Annotated in this window: 25 protein-coding genes, 1 rRNA gene and 1 riboswitch; of the genes, 4 read left to right on the top strand and 22 right to left on the bottom strand. The window is 43.6% G+C overall.

The features are described from left to right. Positions 1–25 precede the first annotated feature (25 nt). The 3 genes from ligA to ACFW35_RS16985 all read right to left on the bottom strand — a co-directional run bounded on the left by ligA (position 26) and on the right by ACFW35_RS16985 (position 5056). Positions 26–2032, bottom strand: a complete 2007-nt coding sequence (gene ligA / locus ACFW35_RS16995) for an NAD-dependent DNA ligase LigA (protein WP_379847602.1) — start codon at positions 2030–2032, stop codon at positions 26–28. Between the two features lie 21 nt (positions 2033–2053). After that, entirely contained in the window at positions 2054–4297 is a 2244-nt protein-coding gene (gene pcrA, locus ACFW35_RS16990) for a DNA helicase PcrA (RefSeq protein ID WP_379847915.1), read from the bottom strand. A 66-nt stretch (positions 4298–4363) separates the two neighbouring features. Beyond that, positions 4364–5056 (bottom strand): heptaprenylglyceryl phosphate synthase, encoded by a 693-nt coding sequence (locus tag ACFW35_RS16985; RefSeq protein WP_379847600.1) that lies wholly within the window; start codon positions 5054–5056, stop codon positions 4364–4366. A 437-nt stretch (positions 5057–5493) separates the two neighbouring features. On the opposite strand from ACFW35_RS16985, the gene ACFW35_RS16980 reads away from it, so the two are divergent. Then, complete coding sequence (locus tag ACFW35_RS16980; RefSeq protein ID WP_379847598.1) at positions 5494–6033, top strand: GNAT family N-acetyltransferase; 540 nt, start codon at positions 5494–5496, stop codon at positions 6031–6033. A gap of 66 nt (positions 6034–6099) precedes the next feature. On the opposite strand, the gene ACFW35_RS16975 is transcribed toward ACFW35_RS16980, so the two are convergent. The 4 genes from ACFW35_RS16975 to ACFW35_RS16960 form a co-directional block, all read right to left on the bottom strand. Further along, on the bottom strand, positions 6100–6288 hold the full coding sequence (locus ACFW35_RS16975; RefSeq protein ID WP_066285774.1) for a hypothetical protein: 189 nt from the start codon (positions 6286–6288) through the stop codon (positions 6100–6102). 322 nt (positions 6289–6610) lie between these two features. Continuing rightward, positions 6611–6916 carry a YerC/YecD family TrpR-related protein gene (locus tag ACFW35_RS16970; protein ID WP_066242834.1) on the bottom strand — a complete coding sequence of 102 codons (306 nt, stop codon included), beginning with the start codon at positions 6914–6916 and terminating at the stop codon, positions 6611–6613. A gap of 19 nt (positions 6917–6935) precedes the next feature. Continuing rightward, positions 6936–7967 carry a DUF3048 domain-containing protein gene (locus tag ACFW35_RS16965; protein ID WP_379847596.1) on the bottom strand — a complete coding sequence of 344 codons (1032 nt, stop codon included), beginning with the start codon at positions 7965–7967 and terminating at the stop codon, positions 6936–6938. Positions 7968–8014: 47 nt separating this feature from the next. Next, the gene (locus ACFW35_RS16960) at positions 8015–9763 is read right to left on the bottom strand and encodes an adenine deaminase C-terminal domain-containing protein (protein WP_379847594.1); all 1749 of its coding nucleotides are present in this window, start codon (positions 9761–9763) and stop codon (positions 8015–8017) included. Between the two features lie 91 nt (positions 9764–9854). On the opposite strand from ACFW35_RS16960, the gene ACFW35_RS16955 reads away from it, so the two are divergent. From ACFW35_RS16955 to ACFW35_RS16945, 3 genes are all read left to right on the top strand, one after another. Next, entirely contained in the window at positions 9855–10115 is a 261-nt protein-coding gene (locus ACFW35_RS16955; protein ID WP_066285761.1) for a YgaP family membrane protein, read from the top strand. A 61-nt stretch (positions 10116–10176) separates the two neighbouring features. Continuing rightward, a complete protein-coding gene (locus ACFW35_RS16950; RefSeq protein WP_379847592.1) occupies positions 10177–11394 on the top strand; it encodes an MFS transporter in 1218 nt (405 codons plus the stop codon). 343 nt (positions 11395–11737) lie between these two features. Beyond that, the gene (locus ACFW35_RS16945) at positions 11738–11842 is read left to right on the top strand and encodes an EYxxD motif small membrane protein (RefSeq protein WP_347400206.1); all 105 of its coding nucleotides are present in this window, start codon (positions 11738–11740) and stop codon (positions 11840–11842) included. Here ACFW35_RS16945 and purD read toward each other — a convergent pair. The 15 genes from purD to rrf all read right to left on the bottom strand — a co-directional run. Then, complete coding sequence (gene purD / locus ACFW35_RS16940) at positions 11820–13088, bottom strand: phosphoribosylamine--glycine ligase (RefSeq protein WP_379847590.1); 1269 nt, start codon at positions 13086–13088, stop codon at positions 11820–11822. The two genes, ACFW35_RS16945 and purD, sit on opposite strands and share 23 nt — an antisense overlap. Before the next feature lie 197 nt (positions 13089–13285). Further along, positions 13286–14824 carry a bifunctional phosphoribosylaminoimidazolecarboxamide formyltransferase/IMP cyclohydrolase gene (purH, locus tag ACFW35_RS16935; RefSeq protein WP_379847588.1) on the bottom strand — a complete coding sequence of 513 codons (1539 nt, stop codon included), beginning with the start codon at positions 14822–14824 and terminating at the stop codon, positions 13286–13288. Continuing rightward, positions 14821–15411 (bottom strand): phosphoribosylglycinamide formyltransferase, encoded by a 591-nt coding sequence (gene purN, locus ACFW35_RS16930; RefSeq protein ID WP_379847586.1) that lies wholly within the window; start codon positions 15409–15411, stop codon positions 14821–14823. The genes purH and purN overlap by 4 nt, the downstream gene beginning before the upstream one ends. Next, complete coding sequence (purM, locus tag ACFW35_RS16925) at positions 15408–16448, bottom strand: phosphoribosylformylglycinamidine cyclo-ligase (protein ID WP_379847584.1); 1041 nt, start codon at positions 16446–16448, stop codon at positions 15408–15410. Before purM ends, purN begins: the two co-directional genes overlap by 4 nt. A 14-nt stretch (positions 16449–16462) precedes the next feature. After that, positions 16463–17881 carry an amidophosphoribosyltransferase gene (gene purF / locus ACFW35_RS16920; RefSeq protein WP_379847582.1) on the bottom strand — a complete coding sequence of 473 codons (1419 nt, stop codon included), beginning with the start codon at positions 17879–17881 and terminating at the stop codon, positions 16463–16465. Continuing rightward, positions 17857–20088, bottom strand: coding sequence for a phosphoribosylformylglycinamidine synthase subunit PurL (gene purL / locus ACFW35_RS16915; protein ID WP_379847580.1), 2232 nt, complete (start codon positions 20086–20088; stop codon positions 17857–17859). Before purL ends, purF begins: the two co-directional genes overlap by 25 nt. Continuing rightward, positions 20072–20755 carry a phosphoribosylformylglycinamidine synthase subunit PurQ gene (gene purQ / locus ACFW35_RS16910; protein ID WP_379847578.1) on the bottom strand — a complete coding sequence of 228 codons (684 nt, stop codon included), beginning with the start codon at positions 20753–20755 and terminating at the stop codon, positions 20072–20074. The genes purL and purQ overlap by 17 nt, the downstream gene beginning before the upstream one ends. After that, entirely contained in the window at positions 20752–21006 is a 255-nt protein-coding gene (purS, locus tag ACFW35_RS16905) for a phosphoribosylformylglycinamidine synthase subunit PurS (RefSeq protein WP_130297262.1), read from the bottom strand. The genes purQ and purS overlap by 4 nt, the downstream gene beginning before the upstream one ends. After that, positions 20994–21716, bottom strand: a complete 723-nt coding sequence (gene purC, locus ACFW35_RS16900) for a phosphoribosylaminoimidazolesuccinocarboxamide synthase (protein WP_379847576.1) — start codon at positions 21714–21716, stop codon at positions 20994–20996. Before purC ends, purS begins: the two co-directional genes overlap by 13 nt. A gap of 328 nt (positions 21717–22044) precedes the next feature. Continuing rightward, entirely contained in the window at positions 22045–23337 is a 1293-nt protein-coding gene (purB, locus tag ACFW35_RS16895; RefSeq protein WP_379847574.1) for an adenylosuccinate lyase, read from the bottom strand. Further along, on the bottom strand, positions 23334–24488 hold the full coding sequence (purK, locus tag ACFW35_RS16890; protein ID WP_379847572.1) for a 5-(carboxyamino)imidazole ribonucleotide synthase: 1155 nt from the start codon (positions 24486–24488) through the stop codon (positions 23334–23336). The genes purB and purK overlap by 4 nt, the downstream gene beginning before the upstream one ends. Beyond that, a complete protein-coding gene (purE, locus tag ACFW35_RS16885; protein WP_379847570.1) occupies positions 24481–24966 on the bottom strand; it encodes a 5-(carboxyamino)imidazole ribonucleotide mutase in 486 nt (161 codons plus the stop codon). The genes purK and purE overlap by 8 nt, the downstream gene beginning before the upstream one ends. A gap of 105 nt (positions 24967–25071) precedes the next feature. After that, positions 25072–25175: riboswitch (purine riboswitch) on the bottom strand. An 82-nt stretch (positions 25176–25257) separates the two neighbouring features. Next, complete coding sequence (locus tag ACFW35_RS16880; protein ID WP_066285733.1) at positions 25258–25461, bottom strand: NETI motif-containing protein; 204 nt, start codon at positions 25459–25461, stop codon at positions 25258–25260. Positions 25462–25464: 3 nt separating this feature from the next. Continuing rightward, positions 25465–25992 carry a DUF2179 domain-containing protein gene (locus ACFW35_RS16875; protein ID WP_066285731.1) on the bottom strand — a complete coding sequence of 176 codons (528 nt, stop codon included), beginning with the start codon at positions 25990–25992 and terminating at the stop codon, positions 25465–25467. 535 nt (positions 25993–26527) lie between these two features. Beyond that, positions 26528–26626 (bottom strand): 5S ribosomal RNA (rrf, locus tag ACFW35_RS16870); the annotation flags it as partial.

Here is a 26626-nt window from a genome sequence, read left to right as displayed (position 1 = left end):
ATAGATGGTTAGCTCTCGCCAATCTTTATTTGTTAAGCTCATCAACCAATTGCTGTTCATCCCAGATATCAATGCCAAGCTTCTTTGCCTTATCAAGCTTAGATCCCGCATCTTCCCCGGCGATCAGCATATCTGTATTTTTACTCACGCTTCCGGTCACTTTTGCTCCTAAGCGCTCCAATTTTTCTTTTGCGTCATTACGGGTCAAAATGGACAGCTTTCCAGTCAGCACAACGGTTTTTCCTGCAAACGGCGTGTCCAAATCCTCAACTTTAATAAGCTTTGGTCCTTTGTATGTCATGTTCACACCGAGGCTCTGCAGTTCTTCCATCAGCTCTTTAACTTCAGGCTTTGAGAAGTATAATTGAATAGACTCAGCCATCTTTTCACCGATTTCTTCTACTTCTAAAAGCTCTTCTTTTGTTGCGGCCATCAATGTTTCCATCGTTTCAAAGCGCTGGGCAATCGTCTTAGCCGCCTTTGCACCTACATGACGGATTCCGAGTCCGAAAAGAAGACGCTCTAATGAGTTTTCTTTTGATTTCTCGATCGCTGCAAGCAGGTTGTCTGCAGATTTTTCACCCATACGTTCTAATTCTAACAGTTTATCACGCTCAAGCTTATATAAATCTGCAACATTATCAATCAGTTTTTCTTTAAAAAGCTGAGCGACTACCTTTTCACCAAGTCCATCGATGTTCATCGCATTTCTGGATACAAAATGAATGAAGCCTTCACGGATCTGTGCAGGACATTGCGGATTTATGCAGCGAAGTGCCACTTCGCCGTCCAAACGCTCGAGCTTGCTTTCACACTCCGGGCATTCTGTTGGCATATTGAAATCCGTTTCGTCTCCCGTTCTACGCTCTGTTATAACGTTAACTACTTCAGGGATAATGTCTCCCGCTTTTTTCACAACAACATAGTCACCAATTTTAATATCTTTTTCACGAATCAAGTCTTCATTATGTAATGAAGCGCGTTTGACTGTCGTTCCAGCTACTAAAACAGGCTGAAGCAATGCCGTTGGTGTAACCACACCTGTACGGCCGACGTTAAGCTCAATACCTTCAAGCTTTGTAACAACTTCCTCAGCCGGAAACTTGTACGCGATCGCCCACCGCGGATTTTTCGCGGTGAATCCTAATTCTTCTTGCTGATATAGAGAGTTAACTTTAATAACGATGCCATCGATTTCGTACGGAAGATCAGGACGCTTCTCCTGCCAGCCGTTCACATACTCAATCACTTCATCGATGTTATCGCATTTTTTCCACTCCGGATTCGTTTTGAAACCTAAGTGACTCAAATACGTTAAGCTGTCATCATGTGAATCTACCGAGTGGCCTTCCAGCTTGCCAACTCCATATAGGAAGATGTCCAGGTTTCGGCTAGCTGCGATTTTCGGATCAAGCTGACGCAATGACCCTGCTGCTGCGTTCCTTGGATTAGCAAAAAGCTCCTGCCCTTCCTCTTCACGGTGAGCATTAAGCTTCTGAAATGACTTCTTCGGCATGAACGCTTCTCCGCGCACTTCGAGCATAACAGGATCTTTCAGCTTAAATGGAATGGAACGAATTGTTTTTAAATTGTTCGTAATATCCTCGCCGATTGTGCCGTCGCCGCGGGTTGCACCTCTAACAAACCTTCCATCTTCATAAAGAAGAGAAACCGCAAGTCCATCTATCTTAAGCTCGGCAACATACGAAACGTTATCACCGACACCATCGCGCACTCGGCGGTCAAAATCCCGAAGGTCTTGATCGTTGAAGGCATTTCCAAGACTAAGCATTGGAACAGTGTGCTCAACTTTTTCAAAAAAGTCCAAAATAGCACCGCCTACACGGGATGTAGGTGAATGCTCGTCATGGAGTTCAGGATGGTTATTCTCAAGTTCGATCAGCTCTTTCATAAGCTGGTCATATTCAGCATCAGGTACAGACGGTTTGTCCAGTACATGATATTCGTAATTGTATTTTTCTAAAAGCTCCCGGAGCTCCAGGATTCGGTTCTTTGCGTGTTCTTCGTTCAACCCGTTCCACTCCTTCTTTTGTTACTCTTTTTCGATCGGGGCAAATTTAGCAAGCAGTCTTTTCACACCAACAGGCTGCGGGAATGCGATATCCAGTTCCAGTGAATCACCTTCACCACGCATACTTACTACTGTTCCCGTTTCCCATTTACGGTGTTTAACTTTGTCGCCTACTCTCCAATCCAGTTTTTCCCCGCCAGAAGATTGATAGACAGGTGTGACGGTTTTCTTTTTCGGACTCATGAACGAAGGAGTCGATCCTCCACCCGAACGAACCCCAGCACCCCAAGGAACAGATAGCTTTTCTTTTACCTCTGTTTCAATTAGATCAGCAGGAATTTCTGCGATAAACCGTGATTCCGGATTTGTAGTTGTACGTCCGTAAAGTGTACGCATTCTCGCGTTTGTTAAGAAAAGCTCCTCTTCTGCACGTGTAATCCCTACGTATGCAAGACGGCGCTCTTCTTCCATCTCGTTCTCTTCAAAAAGGGCACGGCTGTGCGGGAATACACCTTCTTCAAGCCCCATTAAGAATACGACAGGGAACTCCAGACCTTTTGCAGAGTGAAGCGTCATAAGAACAACGGATTCTTTTGGCTTATCTTCTTTTTCAGCTTCTTCATCCAGCTTATCGATATCCGCTACAAGAGCAAGGTCAGTAAGGAAAGCAACCAACGACTTGTCATCCTGCTTTTTTTCAAAGTCCTGTGTAACGGAAATAAATTCATCGATGTTCTCTAAACGGCTTTGTGCTTCGATCGTTTTCTCAGCTTTTAAAGCTTCCCGGTAGCCCGTTTTGCTTAATACTTCTTCTGTGAGTTCAGTAACAGAAAGGAATTCCTGCTGGCGTGTCCAGTTCGTAATAAAGTCTGTGAACTCTTTTAAGCTGTTTGTTGCACGAGCGCTAAGTCCGATCTGTTCTACTTCTAAAAGCGCCTGATACATAGACAAATCATTAGCAGCCGCATACTGAGCGACTTTATCTAATGAGGAAGCACCAATTCCTCGTTTCGGAACGTTCACGATTCGAGTCAGAGATATATCATCGTCAGGGTTTGAGATTAAACGAAGGTAAGCAAGAATGTCTTTAATCTCTTTTCTGTCATAGAACTTTGTTCCGCCGACAATGTTGTAAGGAATGTTAGACTTTATCAGAACTTCCTCTATTACACGGGACTGTGCATTTGTTCTGTAAAGAATCGCGATATCGTTATAAGACCGTTTCCCTGATGAAACAGCTTCACGGATTTTTCCTGTCACGTAATAGCTTTCACCCTGCTCGTCGTCACCTTGATAATAGGTGATGCTTGCTCCATCCGTATTATCTGTCCAAAGGTTCTTCGGTTTACGGTTCATGTTGTTTTCGATGACTTTGTTAGCTGCTTGAAGAATCTTTTTCGTAGAACGATAGTTTTGCTCGAGCAAAATAACCTCTGCATCGTTGTAATCTTTTTCAAAAGAAAGAATGTTTGCGATATCCGCTCCGCGCCAGCCATAGATTGACTGATCAGAATCCCCGACAACACAAAGGTTGCGGAAACGGTCAGCAAGCATTTTGACAAGCATGTATTGGGCACGGTTCGTATCCTGATACTCATCCACGTGGATATATTGGAACTTGCGCTGATAAAACTCAAGCACCTCAGGGACTTTCGCGAACAATTGGATCGTCGTCATGATCAGATCATCAAAATCAAGCGCCTGGTTTTTTCTTAAGCGCTTTTCATAGTTTTCATAAACCTCTTGTACGACTCCTTCAAAATGGCCGTTTGCAACCTTCGCAAAGTCAGATGCAGTCTTCAGCTCATTTTTCAAAGATGAAATCGAACTTAAAATGCCGCGTGGTTCGTATTTCTTCGGATCATAGTTCAAGTCTTTAAGAATCGCTTTTACAACAGACAATTGATCTGTCGCGTCTAAAATCGTAAAGTTACGGCTGATTCCGATACGGTCGATGTCACGGCGCAAAATACGTACGCACATGGAGTGGAATGTCGATATCCAGATCTGTTCAGCTACAGGACCCGTAATCTTAGCAACCCTTTCCTTCATTTCTCTTGCTGCTTTATTCGTAAATGTGATCGCCAGGATGTTCCATGGTGCCACTTCTTTTTCCATCATTAAATAAGCGATGCGGTGTGTCAGCACACGCGTCTTTCCGCTTCCCGCTCCAGCCATTAACAGCAATGGCCCGTCTGTATGTTTTACTGCTGCTTTTTGCTCAGGGTTAAGCCCTGTTAACAGCTTTTCAATCATTTGATGCATACTCATTATTCATTCACCGCCCGAACGTATATTCTCATTTTATTTTCGCTTATTTTGCCGTATTTTTCAACTTCTATCTTTAACTGCTATAACTGTTTCGATGGCAGCTTTCAAATCGTCATATACGATGTTTCCGACTACAACCGTATCAGCATATTCTGCTATTTCACTTGCCTGTGCAGCAGATGTGATTCCGCCTCCATAATAAAAGACCGTATTCTCAAGCACGCTTTTTACCTGTTTAACGATATTCACATCACCATAAGCCCCGCTGTATTCCAAATAAAAGATAGGAAGCTTAAACATTTTTTCCGCCATACGGGCATATGCTACAACATCATCTGCCGTCAGATCTGTTTCAGCATTCGAACGCTCAGCAGCCGTACAATCAGGATTTAAGATGCAATAGCCTTCCGTAATAATCTCTTCCCAGTTCATGATGTCGCCGTATTCTTTTAAAGCTTCGTGATGCAATCCCGTTATGAAGTTTGCATCCTTCGCATTTAATACGGTCGGAATATAGTAAAAATCAAATCCTGGTGTAAGGGATTCAATATTGGAAACTTCGAGCACACAAGGAACCGCAAATCTGCGGATTCGTGACATAAGATCCAGTGTATTATCAAGCGTTACCCCTTCAGATCCGCCGACGATGACAGCATCCGTACCACTCTCGCAAATCATCTCAAGGTCGCTGTCGCTGATCTCTTTATCTGGGTCAAGCTTAAACACATGCTTCCATTCTCTATAATCAAACATGGTGTTCTTCCTTTCATGAATAAAGGCTGTTCCGTAGGCTAATTGCTTTTTAGAGTAGTTGATTTCCGTTCCAGGATGCTCGCTTTCCGCGGGGCGTGCGGTGAGCCTCCTGGCGCTTCGCACCGTTAGGAGTCTCACCTGTCACACTCGTCCCGCAGGACAAGGAAGGCTTCAACAGCGTTACATCGCACGAAGAAAATGTGATTTTTCATTTTCGAGGAGTCTCGCACCTTGCACTCCAATCAACAATCAATGAAGCGCACTCTAAAAAATACTGAAAGCTAATATAAAACAGCTTAAATAAAACAACCCGTGCCTGCTTTTTTAACAGGCCGTTTTCTGTACTTCTGCATTATATCAAAAATCAAGTTCTCACTCTATGATTCATCATGTGGAAAGATTGTGAAGTTCATACTTCAGTTTGGGGAGGCTTGCCTATGCTCATGTGGCAAATTGACGATGAAATCATGCTGAAACAAGCAGACTTGAAAGAATCCGAATCTATTTTCATGCTGCTCGAGCATTCGCGCGAGCATCTCGGACCATGGATCGGCTGGGTGGATTACACACAATCACATGGAGAAATGAAGCAGTTCATCAAAACCGTTAATAAAAAGATGAAAGAACAGACGGACGTTGTTCTGTTTATTTGGTATCGTGGCCAGGTTGCGGGTTCAGTGGCTCTGTATGATTTAAAGTGGCATAATCAGTCGGGAATGCTCGGTTACTGGGTTGGGGGAGGTTTTGAAGGACATGGTATCGCTCAGCGGGCTGTTAAAGGAATGCTTATGTACGCGTTTTACACCCTTATGCTAAACCGTGTTGAATTAAGGGCAGCCGTTCAGAATGAAAAAAGCATCAAACTCGCCCGCCGGCTTGGATTCCAGGCAGAAGGTATCGTCCGGCAAGCAGAATGGATCCGCGGACAATGCCGCGATCAGGTCCAAATGAGCTTGATGAGGAGTGAGTTTCAATAAATGTGGAAGATTTCATAAAATCAAAAAAGCATCGACCATATTTCTTTGGTTAATGCTTTTTATTTATTACTTATCCTTTTTTTCTTCTTGCATTTCGCTCTTGTCATCATCTTGATCTAGTTCATCGTTTTGTTCTGAAGGTTCTTCACTTGGATCTGGTTCTTGCTCATCTTGGCTTGGATCTGAACATCCGAATAGAAGACTAAGTGAAAGTACTGCCGAAAGTGAACCGAGTACGATTTTCTTTAGTTTCATGTTGTGTCCTCCTTTCGTCTTATCAATATTTGTATTTTGTATATAATTTGATTTTTTATTCAGCATACTGACCGTTGTGTGTTAACTTTATTGACTGTTGATCCATTTTGAATTCAGAGACCAGGTCATTGTCCTAAGAATCGCACGTTAGTCAGGTTTTTTCGCACGTTATTTTATGAAATTACACGTTAGCGAGCATTAATCGCACATTAATTTCAAAAAACGATATTTTCGACAAAGCTGCACATATGCCGACAACTATTACATTCATAAAATCCCAAACAAAAAAACCTGCACTCGGCAGGTTTTTCGTCATCATTATTTATTTCGCTTCTTCCTCTTCATGAACACGGTCGAGCACCATTGCATAAGCGTCGTTCCCGAAGTTCAGGCAGCGCTTTACACGCGAGATTGTCGCTGTACTTGCGCCAGTCTCGCTCTCGATTTTGTGATATGTCTTGCCTTCACGAAGCATGCGTGCCACTTCAAGTCTTTGTGCGAGTGACTGAATCTCGTTCATCGTACAAAGGTCATCAAAGAAACGATAGCATTCTTCCATATCCTTGAGCGAAAGAACAGATTCAAAAAGCTGATCCAGCGCTTTTCCGCGTAGTTTATCAATTTGCATGAAACATGCACTCCTTTTTCTATTGCATCTTAACTGAATTCTCCATACCGCTAGGCACGATGTTGATCCAGGTTTTACCCGGTATGAACGCTCCGCCGTCCGGAACGATTCTTCCATTCTCGTTTCTCCACGAGATTTTCTGAGCAACACCATTTTGAATCAGAATCGCATCTCCGCCTGAAGTTAAATTGATTTTGCGTCTGCCGGCATCATCGATAACCCGGTGAGCTGCCTCTACGATAAATACATTGCTCACTGAGATTGGAGTTTCAGTTTCCCTATCTATTGTCGGTTCATTGTTGCTGCTTCTAGCGTACGTTTTCTTTTTCTCGGAGTACGTAAATCCTACTGTTTCTCCGCGTCCATAATCAACCGTAACTTCTTTTGCTGGTTCGCCCTCAATATTAACAGAACTCGATTTCGTCAGAAATGGAAGCATATCCAGATCGTCTGTTTGATCCGCTCCAACTTTGTCCATCCCTTTTAAAATATTTTCAGAGGTGATGTAAGAGTTGTGAGGCGCCTTTCTGAAATCAGCCCGGTTAAAAAGGCTGCCGTCGTAGTCCATGCCGTTCAAATGATCAACGGTACCGCTGTAAAGCATCTCTTTCGCTTCAGGACTGTATCCGTGCGCAACATAAAGGGCGTTGTAGCCACGAGAAAGTTCAATATAGTAGTCTCTCGCACTGCGGACTGGCCCAACAGTTTCCGGCATCTCGCTCTGGAAGATAGCCAGAAAACGAGTAAGTTCTCCCTCAGCTAATACTTCGTAAACAATATCGGCTTTATGAAGTCCTGATTGAGGTCTTGCCTTCCAATGGTTGTTTACCATAACCGCTACCGCACGATGATCGACCTCGTCGTTCGTCCCAATACCAGTAAGGGGAAAGACAGAAGAGAATGTTTCTTCTTTTTTCTTATCTTTCTTCTTATCAGAGGCTTCGGCTTTATCCACCTTGCCGTCCTCAAGCACCTTATCTTTTGCGTCTTTACATGCAGACAGCGTAAATACAAGGATCAAAGACATCAAAATCACGTACCACTTTTTCATTGGGCTCACTACCTTTGTATCATTATTTTGCCCAATCCTTTTCTATATTAACGCATAATCGAAGGAAAGAGTAACCCTTTCTTTTTAACATCGTAAATGCCTCTTTGCGTAATGCGGATATATGGCAAGTGTGTAGAAGAAAAGAATAGAAGAGAATAAATCGGATCCTCGTATTGATAGCCCCGGTCTCTTAGCGCACTCGTTAGGGCTTTTTCTTCCTCTATTAGTTCTTCTATAGCAAGATTCGACATTCCTCCCGCTAGTGGAAGATTTATCTCAGCTATCACTTTGCCTCTTTCCGTAAGCACGATTCCCCCTCCTATTTCCTTTAATCGTTCAAACGCCAAAGACATATCTTTTTTGCTTTTTCCGATTATGAGAAGGTCTCCCGTATTGGAGTACGAACTTGCAAAACCATATAAATTTTTAGCAAAGCCCTTTACGATCGTGTTGGTCCGCCACTTTCCTTCTTTATCGATCAGCATTAAGAAACACTCATCAGATTCCTCGTTAATCTCTTCAGAAAAAGGATTGATCGATACATTATATGGCCGTGTGATGACACTATTGTACATTTCTATCCCAACAAGGCCAGAAAACTGAAAATCGTCATCATGCAGATCCCAATCAATCTTTCTTTGTGAGATGCCGTGGCCTTCCCAGTCAAACTCAAAATCTTCGTCTTTACTTGTATTGATCCCATCCCGTTTCATCCATTTCCCTTTTGCCAAAACCGAAACAGGAAGAGGATTATTAATATCATCTAAAATATTCAAGTGTGCCACACGCCCTGGAGCAACCATCCCGAAGAGGTGGTCCATTCCGTAATATCGTGCAACGTTATACGAAACCATCATGTAGGCATCCACTGGATCAATGCCTGCCTCTAGTGCAATCTCGAGCATTTTATCCGTTACGCCTTTCTCATAAAAAGCAGGAGTTGAACCATCAGTCGTAAAGAAAATCCGTTCAAAGTTTGTGATTCCTTCTTCTTTCATCTGACGCAAAAGCTTTGGAAGATCTGGACGAATCGAGGAATATCTAAGTGACACTTGAAGACCTGCATTCAGGCGGTCCATCACTTCTGTACCTGTCATCGCTTCATGATCGCAATCCACACCAAGCAGCGTCATTGCCGTTAACGTTTTCTCTGATGCTCCTGGCAGATGTCCCTCAATCTTTTTGCCAGCTTTCTTCGTCTTTAACATCCAGTGCAAAAGCGTGTCATCGCCCTGCAGAACCCTCGGCCAGCTCGTCAGTTCTCCTCCTTGCAAAACATACGGGCTTTCCAGCAGCTTTTTAATCGATGTTTCCGAAAAATATTTCTCCTCTTCCGCTAGCTCTGTTTGTGCGTCATATCGGCACCACCAAAAGAAATTAGCAGGCATTTCGTTCACGTCTTCCATAAAAGAAAGCGCTTTCGAAATATTCATTTCAAAAAGAAGCATGAAGTTATCGGCTAAAAATACAGATGTCCCGCGCTGCAATGCATATCGGGAGAGCGTCTGGGGATTATAAAGTTGAAACGGATGACAATGTGGTTCAATGTATCCCGGCACAACAAATTGACCTTCAAGATCAGCATATTCGGTACCTGCATCTTTAGCTGGCAGATTTTCGCCGACATAGATGATACGGTCTTCTAAAATCCAGATATTTGCTTTCGTCCATTTTTTAAGGGCGGTATTAAGGTAAGCAGCGTTTTTTAAGACAAGAGACGGTGCCATTTCACCTTGAATGACTGCCACTTGTTTGCGCATTTGTGACTTATTCCAAAACGCGATGTGTTGGTTCATGTTGGATTCACCTGTCTTCTCTGAAAATTTTGTTTTTTCAAGAATACCATATTCATCAAACAAATTGGTAAAAATCGAAAGGAGTCTCTCTATGAAACAAAATATTGGTTTGGTTAACAGCATGATCCGTATTATTGCAGGCTTAACTCTTCTCTCTGTTTACACGGCTAAATTAACAAGAAAGCCTTACAAAGAGTCATATATTCTTATGATTATGATGGCTGCTATGAAGGTGGCAGAAGGCATCGTACGTTATTGTCCAATGACAGACCTACTGCACAAAAGCAAAGAAATGAACGATATGGATTTAGGAACAATCGCAAAAGAGGGATCTCCATTTAATCCTTCTTAAATATATGATGCCGACACATTCGATTTTAAAAGGCAATCGGCCGCTTCTAAGTCTCCTGATTGTGGTATTTATTACACACCTCGGATCATATCTCGTTCTGCCTGTTCTGCCGATTTTATTAAAAGTAGAATCTGGACTTACAGCTGCCCAGATCGGATTCACTCTGGCAGTGATTTCGGTGTTCATGCAAACAGGTAGTGTGATTGGGGGAGTTTTAGCTGACCGTACAGGGAGACGTTTTATTATCTCACTCGGAGCGCTGATAAGAGCTGCAGGTTTAATTGGTTTTGCATATTTTTCAGCGTATTATCTTGTTTTATTAACAGCGGCTGTCAGTGGACTTGGTCTTGGTCTAAATGCGCCTTCAACAAAAGCTTTTATATCTTCACTTGTAAAAGAAGACATGAGATCTACCGCCTTTTCGCTTCGCGGTATATTTGCGAATATCGGAATGGCTCTTGCCGGCTTAACAGTTTTTGCTTTGTTTACGGATAACTCCAGGCTTATTTTCATTACAGCTGCCGTGATTTATGTAAGTGCCAGTATAATTAGCTGGTTCTTCTTGCCCGCAGGCTGCGGCGATGAAAATTGCGGAGAAGTGAAGTGGAGTGAATATAAAGAAGCGCTAAAAAACATTCCGTTTCTTGTGTTTGTAATCGCAACTATCTTTGTTTGGGCACTCTATGTACAGTTTGCACTCGTCCTGCCGCTGCGTGCCGAAAGCGTCCTAAAGAACGGAAAAGATATCAGCATCATCTGGACGATTAACAGCATAACCGTCATTCTGGCACAAACGCTTATAACAAAAAATATCATTCGAAACATTCACCCTCTTACATCTGTCGGACTTGGTACTGTTTTCATCGGAATATCACTTGGCAGTTTGTTTTTCGCAAACACTTTATTTTTCTTTGTGTTTGCCGGGCTGATCTTTATTGTCGGTGAGATGCTGCTTATGCCCACACTCGATACTTCTATTTCACAGCTTGCCGCTGCCCGTTTCCTTGGAATGTTCTTTGGACTCGCAAGTGTATTTACTGGGATCGGGGAAGCGATTGGAAACTTTTTAGGCGGAAGGCTTTTCGAACTCTCAGCAGGCGGGGAGAATGCAGCGCCATATATTGTTTACGCCGTAGCAGGAGTAACCATATTTCTTGGCATGCAGCTGTTAAGAAGATGGCGGCCCCTTACGATCATTCAGCCTCCAAAACCAGCTGATACAGCATCGCCTATCACAGATTCAGCCGCGTCTCATCCAAATCCAATAAAAGAAGGCTGACCTAAAGTCGGTCAGCCTAGAGCAAAGCTTACATGCACACTGCGAGTTGCATCTTTTGAATCATTTTAGTGTGAGATGCTTCATTGAAAGTTGATTGGAGCGAAAGGTGCGAGACTCCTCGAAAATGAAAAATCACATTTTCTTCGTGCGATGTAACGCTGTTGAAGCCTTCCTTGTCCTGCGGGATGAGTGGGACAGGTGAGACTTCTAACAGCGCAGAGCGCTAGGAGGCTCACCGCAAACCCCGCGGAAAACGAGCATCCTGGAGCGGAAACCAACCACTTCCCACTGCAACAAAATTTACAAAAACATCAAAAAAAAATTAAAGGAGGTTAGCAGCACCATGAACTACGAATACCTAATGGATACTGCTTTTCTTTATATTTTGCTTATTGGCGGGATCATCGCCATCACGTTTGTTTTTATTAAAAAGAGACGTGTGAAATAGCTTTATAACCGATATCTTTGCGATAGAAAGAGCCTTCGCACGTAATCTTTTTCATTTCTTTGTAAACATTTCTTTGAGCATCATCAAGCGAATTACCTTTTGAGGCAACCAATAACACCCTGCCGCCATCAGTCTGCAATGCATCTCCTGAGCTTTTTGTACCTGCATGAAACACATTCGTGTTCTCATGAATTTCTTTAAGCCCTTTAATAAGCTGAGGTTCAGATGATGAAACAGGATATCCTTCTGATGCAAGGACTACACCAAGCACAGACTCATCAGTCCACTGAAGCTCTGGCTTTTTATCATCTAACAATGAGACAAGCATTTCTCCCAGATCATTTTCCAGCCTCGGTAAGATCACTTGTGTTTCTGGGTCCCCAAAACGCGCATTGAACTCAATCACTTTTGGCCCTTCTTGTGTTAAAATCAGCCCTGCATAAAGGATACCTGTAAATGGTGTACCTTCCTGTTTCATCGCGGAAACAGTCGGCAGCACGATGTCTTGAATCGCTTTTTGAACCGCTGCATCAGGGATTTGTGGAACAGGTGAATAAGCTCCCATGCCGCCTGTGTTTGGTCCTTCGTCACCATCATACGCACGCTTATGATCTTGTGCGATTTCCATCGGAAGGACGATTTCGTCATGTACAAATGACATTAACGAGAACTCTTCACCTTCTAAAAATTCCTCGACCACGACTTTTTCGCTTGCTGCACCAAACCGTTTGTCTACCATAAGTTCGTGTAAGCCATCTTCAGCTTCTTCCAGTGTCGCTGCAACAATAACTCCTTTACCTGCTGCAAGACCGTCCGCTTTTAATACGATAGGGGCACCTTTCTCTCTTACATAGCTGAGCGCCTGATCATAATTCGTAAACGTTTCAGATGAGGCGGTTGGAATCCCGTACTTTTGCATCAGATTTTTGGCGAAAGACTTGCTTCCTTCAATCTGAGCAGCTGCTTTAGACGGTCCGAAGATTCTCAAACCCGCTTCTTGAAACTGATCCACGATTCCGTTTAGAAGAGGTACTTCTGGTCCGACAAACGTCAAATCGATCTCTTTTGATTTTGCAAAAGATACAAGTTCATCAATCTCGTTTTCTTTAATCGCTACATTCACAGCGATTTTTTCAGTCCCAGGATTACCTGGTGCGGCATATACACGTGACACACTTGGACTGTTGGCAAACTTCCAAACAAGCGCATGCTCGCGTCCGCCTTTTCCGATGACAAGAACGTTCATTAGCAAATCCTCCTTTTGGGAAGTTGATTTCCGTTCCAGGATGCTCGCTTTCCGCGGGGCGGGCGGTGAGCCCCCTGCCGCTACGCGCCTTTAGGGGTCTCACCTGTCCCACTCGTCCCGCAGGAGTCTCGCACCTTGCAAGCAATCAACTATTCAATGATGCTTATGAATGAAATGAGAGCAAGAACAACAATAGCTTAATGTTTAAAGTGCCTTACGCCTGTAAACACCATTGTAATGCCGTGTTCATCTGCTTTTTTGATTGAATCCTCGTCCTTGATAGAACCTCCTGGCTGAATGATTGCCGTTACTCCAGCGCGTGCCGCTGCTTCAACTGTGTCATCCATCGGGAAGAACGCATCTGAACCTAGCGCAGAACCTTGCGCTCGATCGCCAGCTTGTTCAATCGCAATTTTAGCTGCTCCAACACGGTTCATTTGACCTGCACCAACGCCTACTGTCATTTCGTCCTTCGCAAGTACGATCGCGTTTGATTTAACATGTTTTACAACTTTCCATGCGAGCTTCAGATCTTTCCATTCCTGCTCAGTCGGCTGGCGTTTTGTAGGTATTGCCACGTTCGCATCATCAAGTCCATAAACGTCTTCATCCTGAACAAGCATCCCGCCAGAAACAGTCGTTACTTTTTTAGCAATTCCTTTTCCTTCAGTAAAATCGAGCTTTAACAAGCGGATGTTCTTCTTCTTTGTTAAAATTTCTAAAGCTTCGTCTGTAAATGAAGGAGCAATAATGATCTCCAGGAAGATCTCTGCCAACTTCTCTGCCGTCGCTCCATCAACTTCTGTATTTGAAGCGATGATTCCGCCAAAGATTGAAACCGGGTCCGCTTCAAAAGCACGCGTAAAAGCTTCCAGCAACGTCGAACCTGTTCCCACTCCACAAGGATTCATATGCTTAACCGCAACCACAGCCGGGTCAACGAACTCTTTTACGATAGAAAGTGCTGCATCAGCGTCATTGATGTTGTTGTACGAAAGCTCTTTGCCGTGAAGCTGTTCCGCATTTGTTAATGAAAGTGTGCCCGCGAGCGGTTTTGCATAGAACGCCGCCTTTTGATGAGGATTTTCACCATAGCGCAGATCTTGCTTCTTCTCATACGTTACTGTAAAAGATTCTGGGTGCTCTTCTTCTACAGCTGCAGTTAAATATTCAGCGATTAAAGCGTCATACGCTGCTGTGTGGCGGAAAGTCTTCGCTGCAAGTCTGCGGCGCGTTTCTTCACTTACTGAACCTGCGCTCTCAAGTTCACCAGCAACTGTCTCATAATCTTTTGGATCAACAACAACGGTTACATAAGCATGATTTTTTGCTGCTGAACGAAGCATGCTCGGTCCGCCGATATCAATGTTTTCAATGGCATCAGAAAAGGCTACGCCTTCTTTCGCAATTGTTTCTTTAAATGGATATAAATTCACGACAACAAGGTCAATAGGGGCAATCTCATTTTCTTGCATCGCTTGTTTGTGTGTTTCATTATCACGGACAGCAAGAAGTCCGCCATGAATTTTCGGATGCAATGTTTTTACACGGCCGTCCATAATCTCAGGAAAACCTGTCACTTCCGAGATCCCGATGACCAGAATTCCTGCTTCTTCTAATGCTTTTTTCGTTCCGCCAGTCGAGATGATCTCTACACCATGACTCGCTAATTTTTCTGCAAAAGGAAGCAAGCCTTCTTTATTCGATACGGAAACTAATGCTCGTTTAATGCTCATTGTACAATGCCTCCTACGGTGTCTTTTTGTAATAGTTTGTTTATGATGGCTGGGTACAATTGATGTTCAGCTTTCTGTATACGCTGCTGCAGCGTTTCTCTTGTATCTCCAGGCAATACCGGAATTTTCACTTGTTCAATGATCGGGCCTGTGTCCATTCCGCTGTCTACATAATGAACGGTAACGCCTGTTTCTGCAACATTAGCTTCTAATGCCTGACCGACTGCATCCTTGCCTGGAAATGCTGGCAGGAAAGAAGGATGAATGTTAACGATTCTTCCTTCAAAAGCATCCAGCAGTACGTTACCAATGAGCCGCATATAGCCTGCAAGTACAATAAACTCAACGCTATGTCCTTCAAGTTCATTCACAATCTCTTTTTCAAAATGAGCTTTTGAGGCAAACGTATTCGGTACAAAAGTAAAAATCGGAATGTTAAGTTTACGGGCTCTTTCAATGACTTTTGCTCCGGGCTTATCGCATATTAAAAGCTGTATTTCAGCCTTAAGCGTTCCATTTTCCACAGCATCTGCAATCGCTTGAAAGTTGCTTCCGCTTCCTGAAGCAAACACAGCTATTCTTTTCATTCGATCGATCCTCCGCCAAAAATAACACCTTCGCCTTTTTTAACTCGTCCGATAATATACGGCTTCTCTCCTGTCTCTTCTAAAAGACGGATGACAGGCAGCATGTTCTCTTCTGATACAGCGAGCACCATGCCGATCCCCATATTGAACGTTGTAAACATCTCTTTGCGTGTAAGGCTGCCTTTTTCTTCGATCAGATCAAAAATTGGAGGAACAGGCCATGAGCCATAATCAATTTCAGCAGCAAGTCCTTCAGGCAGCATGCGCGGAATGTTTTCGATAAAACCGCCGCCTGTAATGTGAGCCACACCATTTACATCGTACTTGTTAAATACTTCTAATAACGGTTTTACATAGATTCGTGTTGGGGTCAGAAGCTCTTCACCAAGCGGTTTAGAAAACCCGTCATATTGTTTGTGTAAGTCCAGCCCGGCACTTTCTAATAAAACCTTTCGAACAAGTGAAAAACCGTTTGAGTGCAGTCCGTTTGAAGCAAGTCCGATTAACACATCGTTCTCTCCAATTCGAGAGCCGTTAATCAGCTTAGATTTTTCAGCAATTCCGACTGTGAAACCTGCAAGGTCATACTCTTCACTGCTGTACATACCTGGCATCTCAGCCGTTTCTCCCCCGATAAGTGCGCAGCCTGCCTGCTCGCAGCCGTCCGCGATGCCTTTTACAATCTGTTCTATTTTTTCTGGGTGAAGTGTGCCGCAAGCAATATAGTCCAGGAAATAAAGCGGCTCTGCTCCTTGTGCTACGATATCGTTCACACACATGGCAACGGCATCAACACCAATCGTGTCATGCTTATCCATCATAAAAGCGAGCATCAATTTCGTTCCTACTCCGTCTGTTCCGGAAACAAGCACCGGTTCTTTGTGTGAGAAACCTGACAGATCAAACATCGCACCAAATCCTCCAAGTCCAGCAAGCACTTCTGGACGTTTTGTTTTCAGTGCATGTTTCTTGATCCGGTCAACCGCTTCATAACCTGCTTCGATATTCACTCCCGCTTGCTTATATGCTTCTGCCATCGACTTCTCCCCCTTTAAACAAGCTCTTTTTCATATGGTAAAACAGTATCTGGATAAATTTCTGTCGGATAACGTCCTGTAAAACAAGCTAAACACTGACCGCAGTTCGGTTCTGAGTTCGATCGGCCAATTCCCTCCATCAATCCTTCAACGGAGATAAAAGATAAGGAATCAGCTCCGATAATTTCACGGATCTCATCAACCGAATGTTTTGATGCGATAAGTTCTGCACGTTCTGACGTATCAATTCCGTAGTAGCACGGATGGGCAATCGGCGGTGCTGTAATTCTCACATGCACCTCTGTCGCGCCCGCGGCACGCAGCATTTTTACGATACGGCGGCTTGTAGTTCCGCGAACGATCGAATCATCCACCATAACAACACGCTTGCCTTCCACAATTCCTCGAACCGGTGAAAGCTTCATTTTTACGCCGAGTTCACGCAGTTCTTGCGAAGGCTGGATGAATGTTCTTCCCACATAACGGTTTTTAATCAAGCCGATCTCATAAGGAATACCGGATGCTTCTGCATAACCGATCGCTGCCGAGATACTTGAATCAGGAACACCAGTTACCACATCCGCTTCAACTGGTGCTTCTTCAAACATCTTTTTCCCAAGACTTTTTCGTGCAGCATGAACGTTTATTCCTTCAATATTGCTGTCTGGTCTTGAAAAATAAATATATTCCATCGAACACATCGAGCGCTGTACAGATGTTGAAAAACGGTCTACCGTTAATCCGTCTTCATTAATGATCAAAAGCTCTCCCGGCTGTACGTCACGCACGTATGTTGCACCGATTACATCAAATGCACATGTTTCAGAAGCTACTACATAAGCGTCTCCTAGCATGCCTAACGATAATGGACGCAAGCCGTTCGGATCTAACGCCACCATCATCTCGTTTTCAGTCATGACTAAAAACGCGTAAGCACCTTTTAACATCGTAAGTGCGTTCTGTACTTTTTCTTTTAAAGTAAAATAACCGCTGCGCTTGATTAAGTGAGCAAGCACTTCTGTATCAGATGTTGTCTGAAAGATGCTTCCTTGTGACTCGAGCTGATGTTTTAACGCGTTAGCATTTACCAGATTTCCGTTATGCGCTAATGCGAGTGAACTCGTTTGCGAGCGGAATAACAGCGGCTGAACATTTGCAAGCTCATTTCCGCCAGCTGTTGAATACCGGACATGGCCAATCGCACCATGTCCAATCAAACCCTCTATCTCGCCTTTACTAAAAACGTCATTCACAAGACCGCTGCCTTTATGAATGCGAAGGCGCTCTCCATCCGTTACAACAATTCCAGCACCCTCTTGCCCGCGATGCTGCAGGCTGTGAAGGCCATAATACGTTAACTGCGCAGCATCAGGGTGACCCCAAATACCAAATACGCCGCATTCTTCGTTTAAACCTTTGATGTCAGCAAGCATGGAATTGCTCCTTTCCAGGCATCTTGCAGTTCCTGGAGCGTACAGGATAATAACTCTTCACCCTGCTCATTATCGATCGCAAGACCGCTCTCAGAACGTACAAACCCTATGATTTTTGCATCTTTTACAAGCTGTTGGAACTCGTCTTGATTTTCAGGTTTTACTGTTACTAAGAAACGGGATTGAGATTCACCAAAAAGACTTCCGATCGGCTCATCTGTCAGCGTTACGCTTGCGCCGACTTTTCCGTCCATCACAGATTCAGCAAGTGCTACTGAAAGTCCGCCTTCCGCCACATCATGTGCTGAAGCGATAAGTCCTTTTTGAATCGCTGTTAAAAGATCACGCTGCCTGTTTTCTTCTACTTCAAGATCGATGTGAGGCGCTTTGCCGAAAATGCGTCCTTCTTTCATCTTCTGAAGCTCGCTTCCACCAAACTCAGGCTTGCTGACACCGATCAGGTAGATGATGTCTCCCGCTTCTTTAAAGCTTTGCGTTATAATGTGCTTTGTATCCTCGATCAGCCCGACCATACCAATAACAGGTGTTGGGTAAACCGCTACACCGTTCGTTTCGTTATAAAGGGATACGTTTCCGCCGATTACAGGCGTCTCAAGCTTGGTACATGCCGCGCTCATGCCGTCAGCAGATTTTTCAAGCTGCCAGAAGATCTCAGGCTTCTCAGGGTTTCCGAAGTTTAAGCAGTCAGTTACAGCTAATGGCTTCGCACCAGAACATACAAGGTTACGAGCCGCTTCAGCAACAGCAATCTTCCCGCCAACTTCCGGATCCAAGTACAGGTAGCGTGAATTACAATCGGTTGTCATCGCAAGAGCCTTTTTCGTCCCTCTTATTCTTACAACCGCTGCGTCAGAACCCGGCGCAACAACTGTGTTTGTGCGCACCATGTAGTCATATTGGTTATAAACCCACTCTTTGCTCGCGATCGTCGGCTGTTCTAAAAGTGATAGCAGCGTAGATTTGAAGCTAGTAACCTCAGGGATATAATCTTCTTGCGCTTGGAATTCACCATAATATGCTGGTTCTTTTGATGGTTTATGATAAACAGGCGCATCTTCTGCGAGTGCATCTACCGGTACATCTGCTACGATCTCACCTTGATGAGTGAGGCGCAGTACTTTTTCTTCGATAACCGTTCCAACTGTTACACAGTCCAGATCCCACTTCGCAAAAATCTTTTCTACTTCATGCTCACGGCCTTTTTCAACAACTAACAGCATGCGTTCTTGAGATTCTGACAGCATCATTTCGTAAGCCGTCATACCTGTTTCACGCTGAGGAATAAGGTCAAGATTCATCTCAATTCCCATTCCAGCTTTACTTGCCATCTCAGCAGAAGAGCTTGTCAAACCTGCCGCACCCATATCCTGAATTCCAACAAGAGCATCACAGTTATGAATCAGCTCCAAGCACGCTTCCATTACAAGCTTTTCCATGAACGGATCGCCAACTTGTACAGCAGGACGTTTTTCTTCTGATGCTTCAGATAATTCTTCCGACGCAAATGTTGCACCGTGGATGCCGTCGCGACCTGTTTTCGCTCCAACGTACATCACGGAGTTTCCTGCACCTTTTGCCTGGCCCTTCTTTATATCTTTATGATCGATTAAACCGACACACATAGCGTTAACGAGCGGATTGCCTTCATATGACGGATCAAACTGAACTTCTCCGCCAACCGTCGGGATTCCGATACAGTTTCCGTAACCTGCAATCCCAGCTACAACCTGTTCAAACAAATATTTCACACGCGGGGATTCTAATTCACCAAAACGAAGGGAGTTCAGCATTGCGATCGGTCGCGCTCCCATTGAGAAAACGTCACGGATGATTCCGCCAACACCTGTCGCGGCACCTTGGTAAGGTTCAATCGCTGATGGATGGTTGTGAGATTCAATCTTAAATACAACCGCCTGGCCGTCACCGATATCTACGATACCAGCTCCTTCACCTGGCCCTTGCAGCACACGCTCTCCCTTTGTCGGGAACTTGCTCAACACAGGTTTTGAATTTTTATATGAACAGTGTTCACTCCACATAACAGAGAACAATCCCGTTTCCGTCCAGTTTGGAAGTCTTCCAATAATTTTTTCAACCAGTTCAAACTCTGAATCATTTAAGCCCATTTCACGGTACAATTTCTGTTCTTTAATTTGAGAACTTGTTGGTTCATGTTGCAGCGACATAGCGTTCCCTCCAGCTCTTCACGATTGATTGAAATAATTTCAGGCCATCCTTGCTTCCTAACAGCTCATCAACAGCGCGTTCCGGGTGCGGCATCATCCCAAGTACATTGCCCTCTTTGTTTGTAATTCCGGCAATATCCTCAACAGATCCGTTCGGATTTTTTGCATATGTGAATACGATCTGATCGTTTTCTTTCAGCGCTTTTAGCGTCTCTTCATCGCAGTAATAGTTGCCTTCACCGTGTGCAACTGGAACAGAGATCACTTCACCTTTTTCGTATTGAGATGTAAAAATTGTGCTCGCATTCAAAACGTTAAGCTCTTCCGGCTGGCAGATAAATTTCAGAGATTCGTTTCGGCGCATCGCCCCAGGCAAGAGACCAGTTTCCAGCAAAATCTGAAAACCGTTGCAAACGCCAAGAACCGGCTTTCCTTCTTTGGCTGCTTTTACAACTTCACTCATCACATTTGAAAATTGTGCGATCGCGCCAGTACGTAAGTAATCTCCATAAGAGAAACCGCCAGGCAATAAAATACCGTCAAATCCACTTAAGTCTGATGCATCATGCCAAACATACTCAACATCCATGCCAAGTTCGTCTTTTACCGCATGATACATATCTGTGTCACAGTTCGATCCTGGGAATACGATTACTGCAAACTTCACTGTGCAACAACCTCCTCCACCTCATACCGATAGTCCTCGATTACCGGATTGGATAAAAGTTTAGAGCACATAGAAACGATCTTCTCATCCAGATCATAGTCGCCTTTTTGAAGTGTCAGCTCCAGATACTTTCCGATACGTACGTCTTCAACCTCTGACTGTCCCATCTTATGAAGCGAATGCATAACTGCCTTTCCTTGCGGGTCCAATACACTCTCTCTTAGCGTTACATAAACTTTTACTTTGTACATGATAGGCCTCCTAGACGTTTTAAAATAGTTTCATAAGCATCTGTTAAACTTCCAAGTTCACGGCGGAACACATCTTTATCAAGTTTCTCATTCGTTTCTGCATCCCATAGTCTGCATGTATCCGGAGAAATTTCATCAGCAAGGAGCAGCTGTCCGTCGCGATCAACTCCGAACTCAAGCTTAAAGTCTACAAGCTTTACATTCTTCTGAGCAAAATAGGATGTCAGCACTTCATTGATCTGAAACGCTTGCTCTGAAATGATTTCGAGCTGCTCTTTAGTTGCTATGTTCAAAATATCAATGTGATCTTCGTTAATAAGCGGATCACCAAGGTCATCGTTTTTGAAGTAGTATTCTAGAATGGTTTTTGGCAGGATCTGTCCTTCTGGCAAACCCGTGCGTTTTGAAAGTGAACCGGCTGCGATGTTGCGTACGACCACTTCTAAGGGAATGATGGTCACCTTCTTCACGAGCTGTTCAGTTTCTGAAACTCGTTTTACAAAATGAGATTTAATGCCTTTTTCTTTCAGCAACTCGAACAGTATGGTTGATATCTCGTTATTGAGTCTACCTTTTCCCTCGATCTCTGCTTTTTTCTCCCCATTAAAAGCGGTAGCAGAATCTTTGTAGCTTACCCAAACGACATTTTCGTCTGATGTTACGTAGATTTTTTTCGCTTTTCCTTCATACAGCTGCTCTAACTTCTCCATTCTGACCCCTCCATTTTATGAACATTCCCAATATTCAATCTTCTAAAAAAGGCAAAGAGAAAGAGAGCTCATAATATCACTCTCTTTTTAGTTGAAATCCTGCAAATAAGCTTTTATTGCAATTACTGTTGTCTTTGAAAGAGGTTGATTTCCGTTCCAGATGCTCGCTTTCCGGGGGGGCGTGCGGTGAGCCTCCTAGCGCTCTGCGCTGTTAGGAGTCTCACCTGGCCCACTCGTCCCCCAGGAGTCTCGCATCTTGCACTTCAATCAACTTTCAATGAAGTCTTTTAAAAACAACAATCTTAAAAGATCTTTCTTATTAAATCGTTTAAAGTCCTAATCTGTCGAAGATCGTATCGACATGTGACAAGTGGTAACTGTAATCAAAGCATTCAGAGATTTCTTCAGGTGTTAATTTGTCTGTAATTTTCGGTTCAGCTTCTACTAATGTTCTAAACTGCATGCCTTCTTCCCAAGCTTGCATCGCTTTTGGCTGCACCGTGTCATACGCTTCTTCCCTAGCCATGCCTTTGTCAATCAGTTTCAATAGAACGCGCTGCGAGTAGATTAATCCATATGTGCGGTCCATGTTGCGCTTCATGTTCTCTGGGAACACCGTTAAGTTTTTAATGATGTTGCCAAAACGGTTCAGCATGTAATTAAGTGCGATCGTTGCATCCGGGAGAATCACACGTTCAGCAGACGAATGCGAGATGTCGCGCTCATGCCATAGAGACACGTTTTCGTAAGCTGTCATCATGTAACCGCGGATCACACGAGCTAAGCCTGTCATGTTTTCAGAACCAATCGGATTTCGCTTATGCGGCATTGCTGAAGAACCTTTTTGGCCTTTTGCAAAGAACTCTTCTACTTCACGCGTTTCACTCTTTTGAAGTCCGCGAACTTCTGTTGCAAACTTCTCGATGCTTGTTGCGATCAAAGCGAGTGTTGACATGTAGTGTGCGTGACGGTCGCGCTGCAGTGTCTGTGTAGAGATGGGTGAAGCTTCTAATCCAAGCTTTTCACACACATATTTTTCAACGAATGGATCAATATTGGCATATGTTCCAACAGCTCCTGAGATCTTTCCGAAACGTACCGTATCAGACGCTTGCTTAAAGCGTTCAACGTTTCGCTTCATTTCTTCGTACCATAGAGCAAGCTTCAATCCGAATGTTGTCGGCTCAGCGTGTACACCGTGCGTACGTCCCATCATCACTGTGTACTTATGCTCTTTTGCTTTCTCTGCTAATATTTCAACAAAGCGATCAAGGTCTTTTGCTAAAATGTCGTTTGCTTGTTTTAAAAGGTAAGATAATGCTGTATCTACAACGTCTGTTGAAGTCAGACCGTAATGCACCCACTTGCGCTCATCTCCAAGCGTCTCAGAAACGGCTCTTGTAAAAGCAACTACATCATGGCGTGTTTCTTCTTCAATCTCTAAAATGCGGTTAATATCAAACGATGCATTTTCACGAAGTTTCTTCACATCTTCCTTAGGGATATCACCAAGTTCAGCCCACGCTTCACATGCTAGGATCTCAACTTTCAGCCATGCTTGGTATTTGTTTTCATCCGTCCAAATAGCTCCCATCTCTGGGCGAGTATAACGTTCAATCATTGTTGTACCTCCGTCTTGTTTCTCTCTAAAAATACGTTAGACACGATTTCAGCTTTTTCTAGCGCTTCTTCTACTGTTTCGCCTAAAACCGTTATGTGCCCCATTTTACGTTTCGCTTTTGCTTCTTTCTTTCCGTACAGGTGCAGTTTCGCTTCTCCTAATTTTCCTATCTCACTTAACACGGTCTCATGATGTTCACCTAAGATGTTGATCATCACGGCCGGTTTTATTAAGTCTGTATTGCCGAGCGGCCAGTTACACACAGCTCGCACATGCTGATCAAATTGAGACGTCTCACACGCCTCGATCGTGTAATGCCCCGAGTTATGCGGGCGCGGCGCCAATTCATTCACATAAAGGCTGCCGTCTTTTGCGAAGAACATCTCTACGGCAAGCGTACCAACAAGCTCCAGTTCCGCTGCGATTGACCCCGCTAAGAGCTTCGCTTGTTCCGCAGTTTCTTTTGTGATTCGGGCGGGCGCTATCGTTTGGTGCAGAATGTTGTCTCTATGAATATTCTCTGCTATTGGAAACGATTTAACCTCACCGCTTACACTTCTTGTTAAAATAACCGAGATCTCCTTATCGAACTCCAGCCATGACTCTAGGACACAGTCTGTTTCTTTTTCCAAAAGCTGTTCTGCTTTTTCTATGTCGCTTTCCTGTCTGATCACGACTTGGCCCTTCCCGTCATAACCGCCTCGACACGTCTTTAGAACTGAAGGAAGTCCGAGCTGTGTGATTGCGTCACTTAATGAATCTATATCTGAAACCGGCCTGTAAGGTGCTACCGGAACTCCAGCTTTTACGAGCGTTTCTTTTTCTCTTAATCGATGCTGAGTGACGGCAAGAAGACGGCTTCCTTGCGGCAGGTGTGCATTCTCCTCAAGCCAGCTCGCACTTTCTGCATCTATGTTTTCAAACTCATATGTGACAACATCGCTTAGAGCTGCGAGCTTCTGAATTCCTTCACGATCTTCGTAACCGGCTAAAATCTGCTGATCCGCAACTTGCCCGCAAGGTGAATCTTCACCTGGCTCTAAAACTACGACACGAAGTCCCATTTCTCTTGCGCTCAGTGCCATCATACGCCCAAGCTGTCCGCCGCCCAATATTCCGATTGTTTGCTGTGGTTTAATTGTTTTATACAAGCTGCTCACTACTTTCAATCGCCATCGCTTCTGCATTTGCCCGGCGTTTTTTAAGTCGCTGTCTTACTCCTTCATCATGTACAGCTACCATTTGTGCAGCTAGGAGTCCTGCGTTTGCTGCACCTGCTTTTCCGATCGCAACTGTTGCTACCGGAACGCCTTTAGGCATCTGAACAATGGATAATAGTGAATCAAGGCCATTAAGCGCTTTTGACTGAACCGGTACCCCTATAACAGGAAGGATTGTCTTTGCTGCAACCATGCCTGGCAAGTGTGCAGCACCTCCAGCTCCTGCAATGATCACTTCTAGTCCTCTTTGTTCAGCTTCTTCTGCATATTGAAACATTAGATCTGGTGTACGGTGTGCTGAAACTACTTTCTTTTCAAATGCTACCTCTAGCTCTTCTAAAATATCGCACGCTTCTTTCATTGTCTCCCAATCTGAAACACTTCCCATGATAACGCCTACTTTAGCCATGGCAGCCTCCTTATTGTCAGAAAAAATAAAAAAGTCCAGTTTGTATGCTTCTCCCTAAATATGAGAGAAAGCAGCCAACTGGACATACGTATCCGATAAAAATAACAGAAAGATGCTTTCCCTCATAGTCTGATGAAATATACGGTCATCAGGTAGAGACTTACGGGCCATATCCCCGAAATTATATGAGGGCTTTATTCTTCTGGTTTCATTGTAACAATGGTCGTTTTCGTTTGTCAACAAAAATCGAACATTAAATGATATTAAATACCTAATGTTCGTGTTTTAGTGTTATTTTATAATTTTTCCTTCAAAAACGATTCGTTGTTCCTTCACTTCTGGTTCCAATCTGCCATTTCGCTTCACTTCATGAAACACAGGCTCTTCCATTCTTCTAACTGGTGTATAGCCTTCCTTTTCCATACGATCCAGGCAGTCAGAAATAGACTCTCCTGCCTCAACAGCAAACTTCTTTTTAGATGGTTTCTTCTCCATCTGTTACCTCCTGATACCCTTGACCCAAAATCCGCCATGAAATGCTTTCGGTTCATGCGAAATAATAAACGCCTTTGGATCTAAATCTTTTACTGTATTATATAGGTTCATTTCCGATTTACGCGATGTTAATATCTCCATCATTAAACGCTGTCCTTCACGGCCTTCTGCAAGCCAGTTCGTAACACCATAGCCCTTGTTGCGAAGCTCATTCGGCAAGCCTCCAGCAAGATCAGTTGTAATAACGTTAACAGTAGTATAACCAAGTGCCAGCTTTTCTTCGATTTTCATCCCAACAAGCACACCGGCTCCGTAACCTACCGCATAAGCAATCAAGTTTTGAATCTCATTTAAGTTATCAAGTACTAGACCAAGTCCAACAATATAAATAATAACCTCAAAAATACTTATAAACGCAGCCAGATACCGCTGGCCTTTTAGCGTTAATATCATCCGGATCGTAAAGAACGAAACGTACACTATATTAATCAATAAAATAATACACACCATAACAAACGCATTATCTAACAAGGCGGCAACCTCCTAAGGTGAAAAAAATACTTTGTTAAGAATAACACTTTTTGGACAAGTTGGAAACTGGAGAATTGATGCAAAAAAGGTTTAGTGTTTAATAGGGGGTTTGGCGGTGGCCAAACAACATTATTGTTTGAGGTGAGGGCTTGGCAGATGCCAAGTTTCCTTTCAAAGTGGTTTAAAGCCTAGGAATTAGGGCTGGGTTTTGGCGAAGACTTATAAATTTTTTTGAGGACTTATAAACTTTGGTGAAGACTTATAAAATTTTTTAAAGACTTATAAATGAATTTGAAGACTTATTAATGTTGAGGCAGGTAAATTTGGCTTTTTCTTCATTCATAAAAACCCAGTATTTACGTCCTGAATATACTGTTTTTCACTTTCAATTGAATCTAAAGTTTATTTTTCAAGCTCTTCATTAATAAAAAGTAATTTAACATTATAAGTTCATTTATGTTTTGCAAGGTGATAAGCAGCCTTATTTATATACAAAAAAAGATGGAACGAACATAAAGTTCGTCCCACCTTCTTTGCCTAGCGACGTCCTACTCTAACAGGGGGAGACCCCCAACTACCATCGGCGCTGAAGAGCTTAACTTCCGTGTTCGGTATGGGAACGGGTGTGACCTCT

The organism is Fictibacillus sp. NPDC058756, assembly GCF_042746035.1.
In the GTDB taxonomy this organism is placed as follows: Bacteria; Bacillota; Bacilli; order Bacillales; family Fictibacillaceae; genus Fictibacillus.
This window is presented reverse-complemented; position numbering and strand designations above follow the sequence as displayed.

Coding starts and splice junctions, on each gene's coding strand:
- purS (WP_130297262.1), bottom strand. CDS start 21,006: ATGTACAAAGTAAAAGTTTATGTAACGCTAAGAGAGAGTGTATTGGAC.
- purE (WP_379847570.1), bottom strand. CDS start 24,966: ATGGCTAAAGTAGGCGTTATCATGGGAAGTGTTTCAGATTGGGAGACA.
- ACFW35_RS16985 (WP_379847600.1), bottom strand. CDS start 5,056: ATGTTTGATTATAGAGAATGGAAGCATGTGTTTAAGCTTGACCCAGAT.
- ACFW35_RS16975 (WP_066285774.1), bottom strand. CDS start 6,288: ATGAAACTAAAGAAAATCGTACTCGGTTCACTTTCGGCAGTACTTTCA.
- ACFW35_RS16980 (WP_379847598.1), top strand. CDS start 5,494: ATGCTCATGTGGCAAATTGACGATGAAATCATGCTGAAACAAGCAGAC.
- purL (WP_379847580.1), bottom strand. CDS start 20,088: ATGTCGCTGCAACATGAACCAACAAGTTCTCAAATTAAAGAACAGAAA.
- purM (WP_379847584.1), bottom strand. CDS start 16,448: ATGGCAGAAGCATATAAGCAAGCGGGAGTGAATATCGAAGCAGGTTAT.
- purC (WP_379847576.1), bottom strand. CDS start 21,716: ATGGAGAAGTTAGAGCAGCTGTATGAAGGAAAAGCGAAAAAAATCTAC.
- pcrA (WP_379847915.1), bottom strand. CDS start 4,297: ATGCATCAAATGATTGAAAAGCTGTTAACAGGGCTTAACCCTGAGCAA.
- ACFW35_RS16960 (WP_379847594.1), bottom strand. CDS start 9,763: ATGAACCAACACATCGCGTTTTGGAATAAGTCACAAATGCGCAAACAA.
- ACFW35_RS16970 (WP_066242834.1), bottom strand. CDS start 6,916: ATGCAAATTGATAAACTACGCGGAAAAGCGCTGGATCAGCTTTTTGAA.
- ACFW35_RS16955 (WP_066285761.1), top strand. CDS start 9,855: ATGAAACAAAATATTGGTTTGGTTAACAGCATGATCCGTATTATTGCA.
- purH (WP_379847588.1), bottom strand. CDS start 14,824: ATGAGCATTAAACGAGCATTAGTTTCCGTATCGAATAAAGAAGGCTTG.
- ACFW35_RS16965 (WP_379847596.1), bottom strand. CDS start 7,967: ATGAAAAAGTGGTACGTGATTTTGATGTCTTTGATCCTTGTATTTACG.
- purD (WP_379847590.1), bottom strand. CDS start 13,088: ATGAACGTTCTTGTCATCGGAAAAGGCGGACGCGAGCATGCGCTTGTT.
- purB (WP_379847574.1), bottom strand. CDS start 23,337: ATGATTGAACGTTATACTCGCCCAGAGATGGGAGCTATTTGGACGGAT.
- purF (WP_379847582.1), bottom strand. CDS start 17,881: ATGCTTGCTGACATCAAAGGTTTAAACGAAGAATGCGGCGTATTTGGT.
- ACFW35_RS16880 (WP_066285733.1), bottom strand. CDS start 25,461: ATGGAGAAGAAACCATCTAAAAAGAAGTTTGCTGTTGAGGCAGGAGAG.
- ACFW35_RS16945 (WP_347400206.1), top strand. CDS start 11,738: ATGAACTACGAATACCTAATGGATACTGCTTTTCTTTATATTTTGCTT.
- purN (WP_379847586.1), bottom strand. CDS start 15,411: ATGAAAAGAATAGCTGTGTTTGCTTCAGGAAGCGGAAGCAACTTTCAA.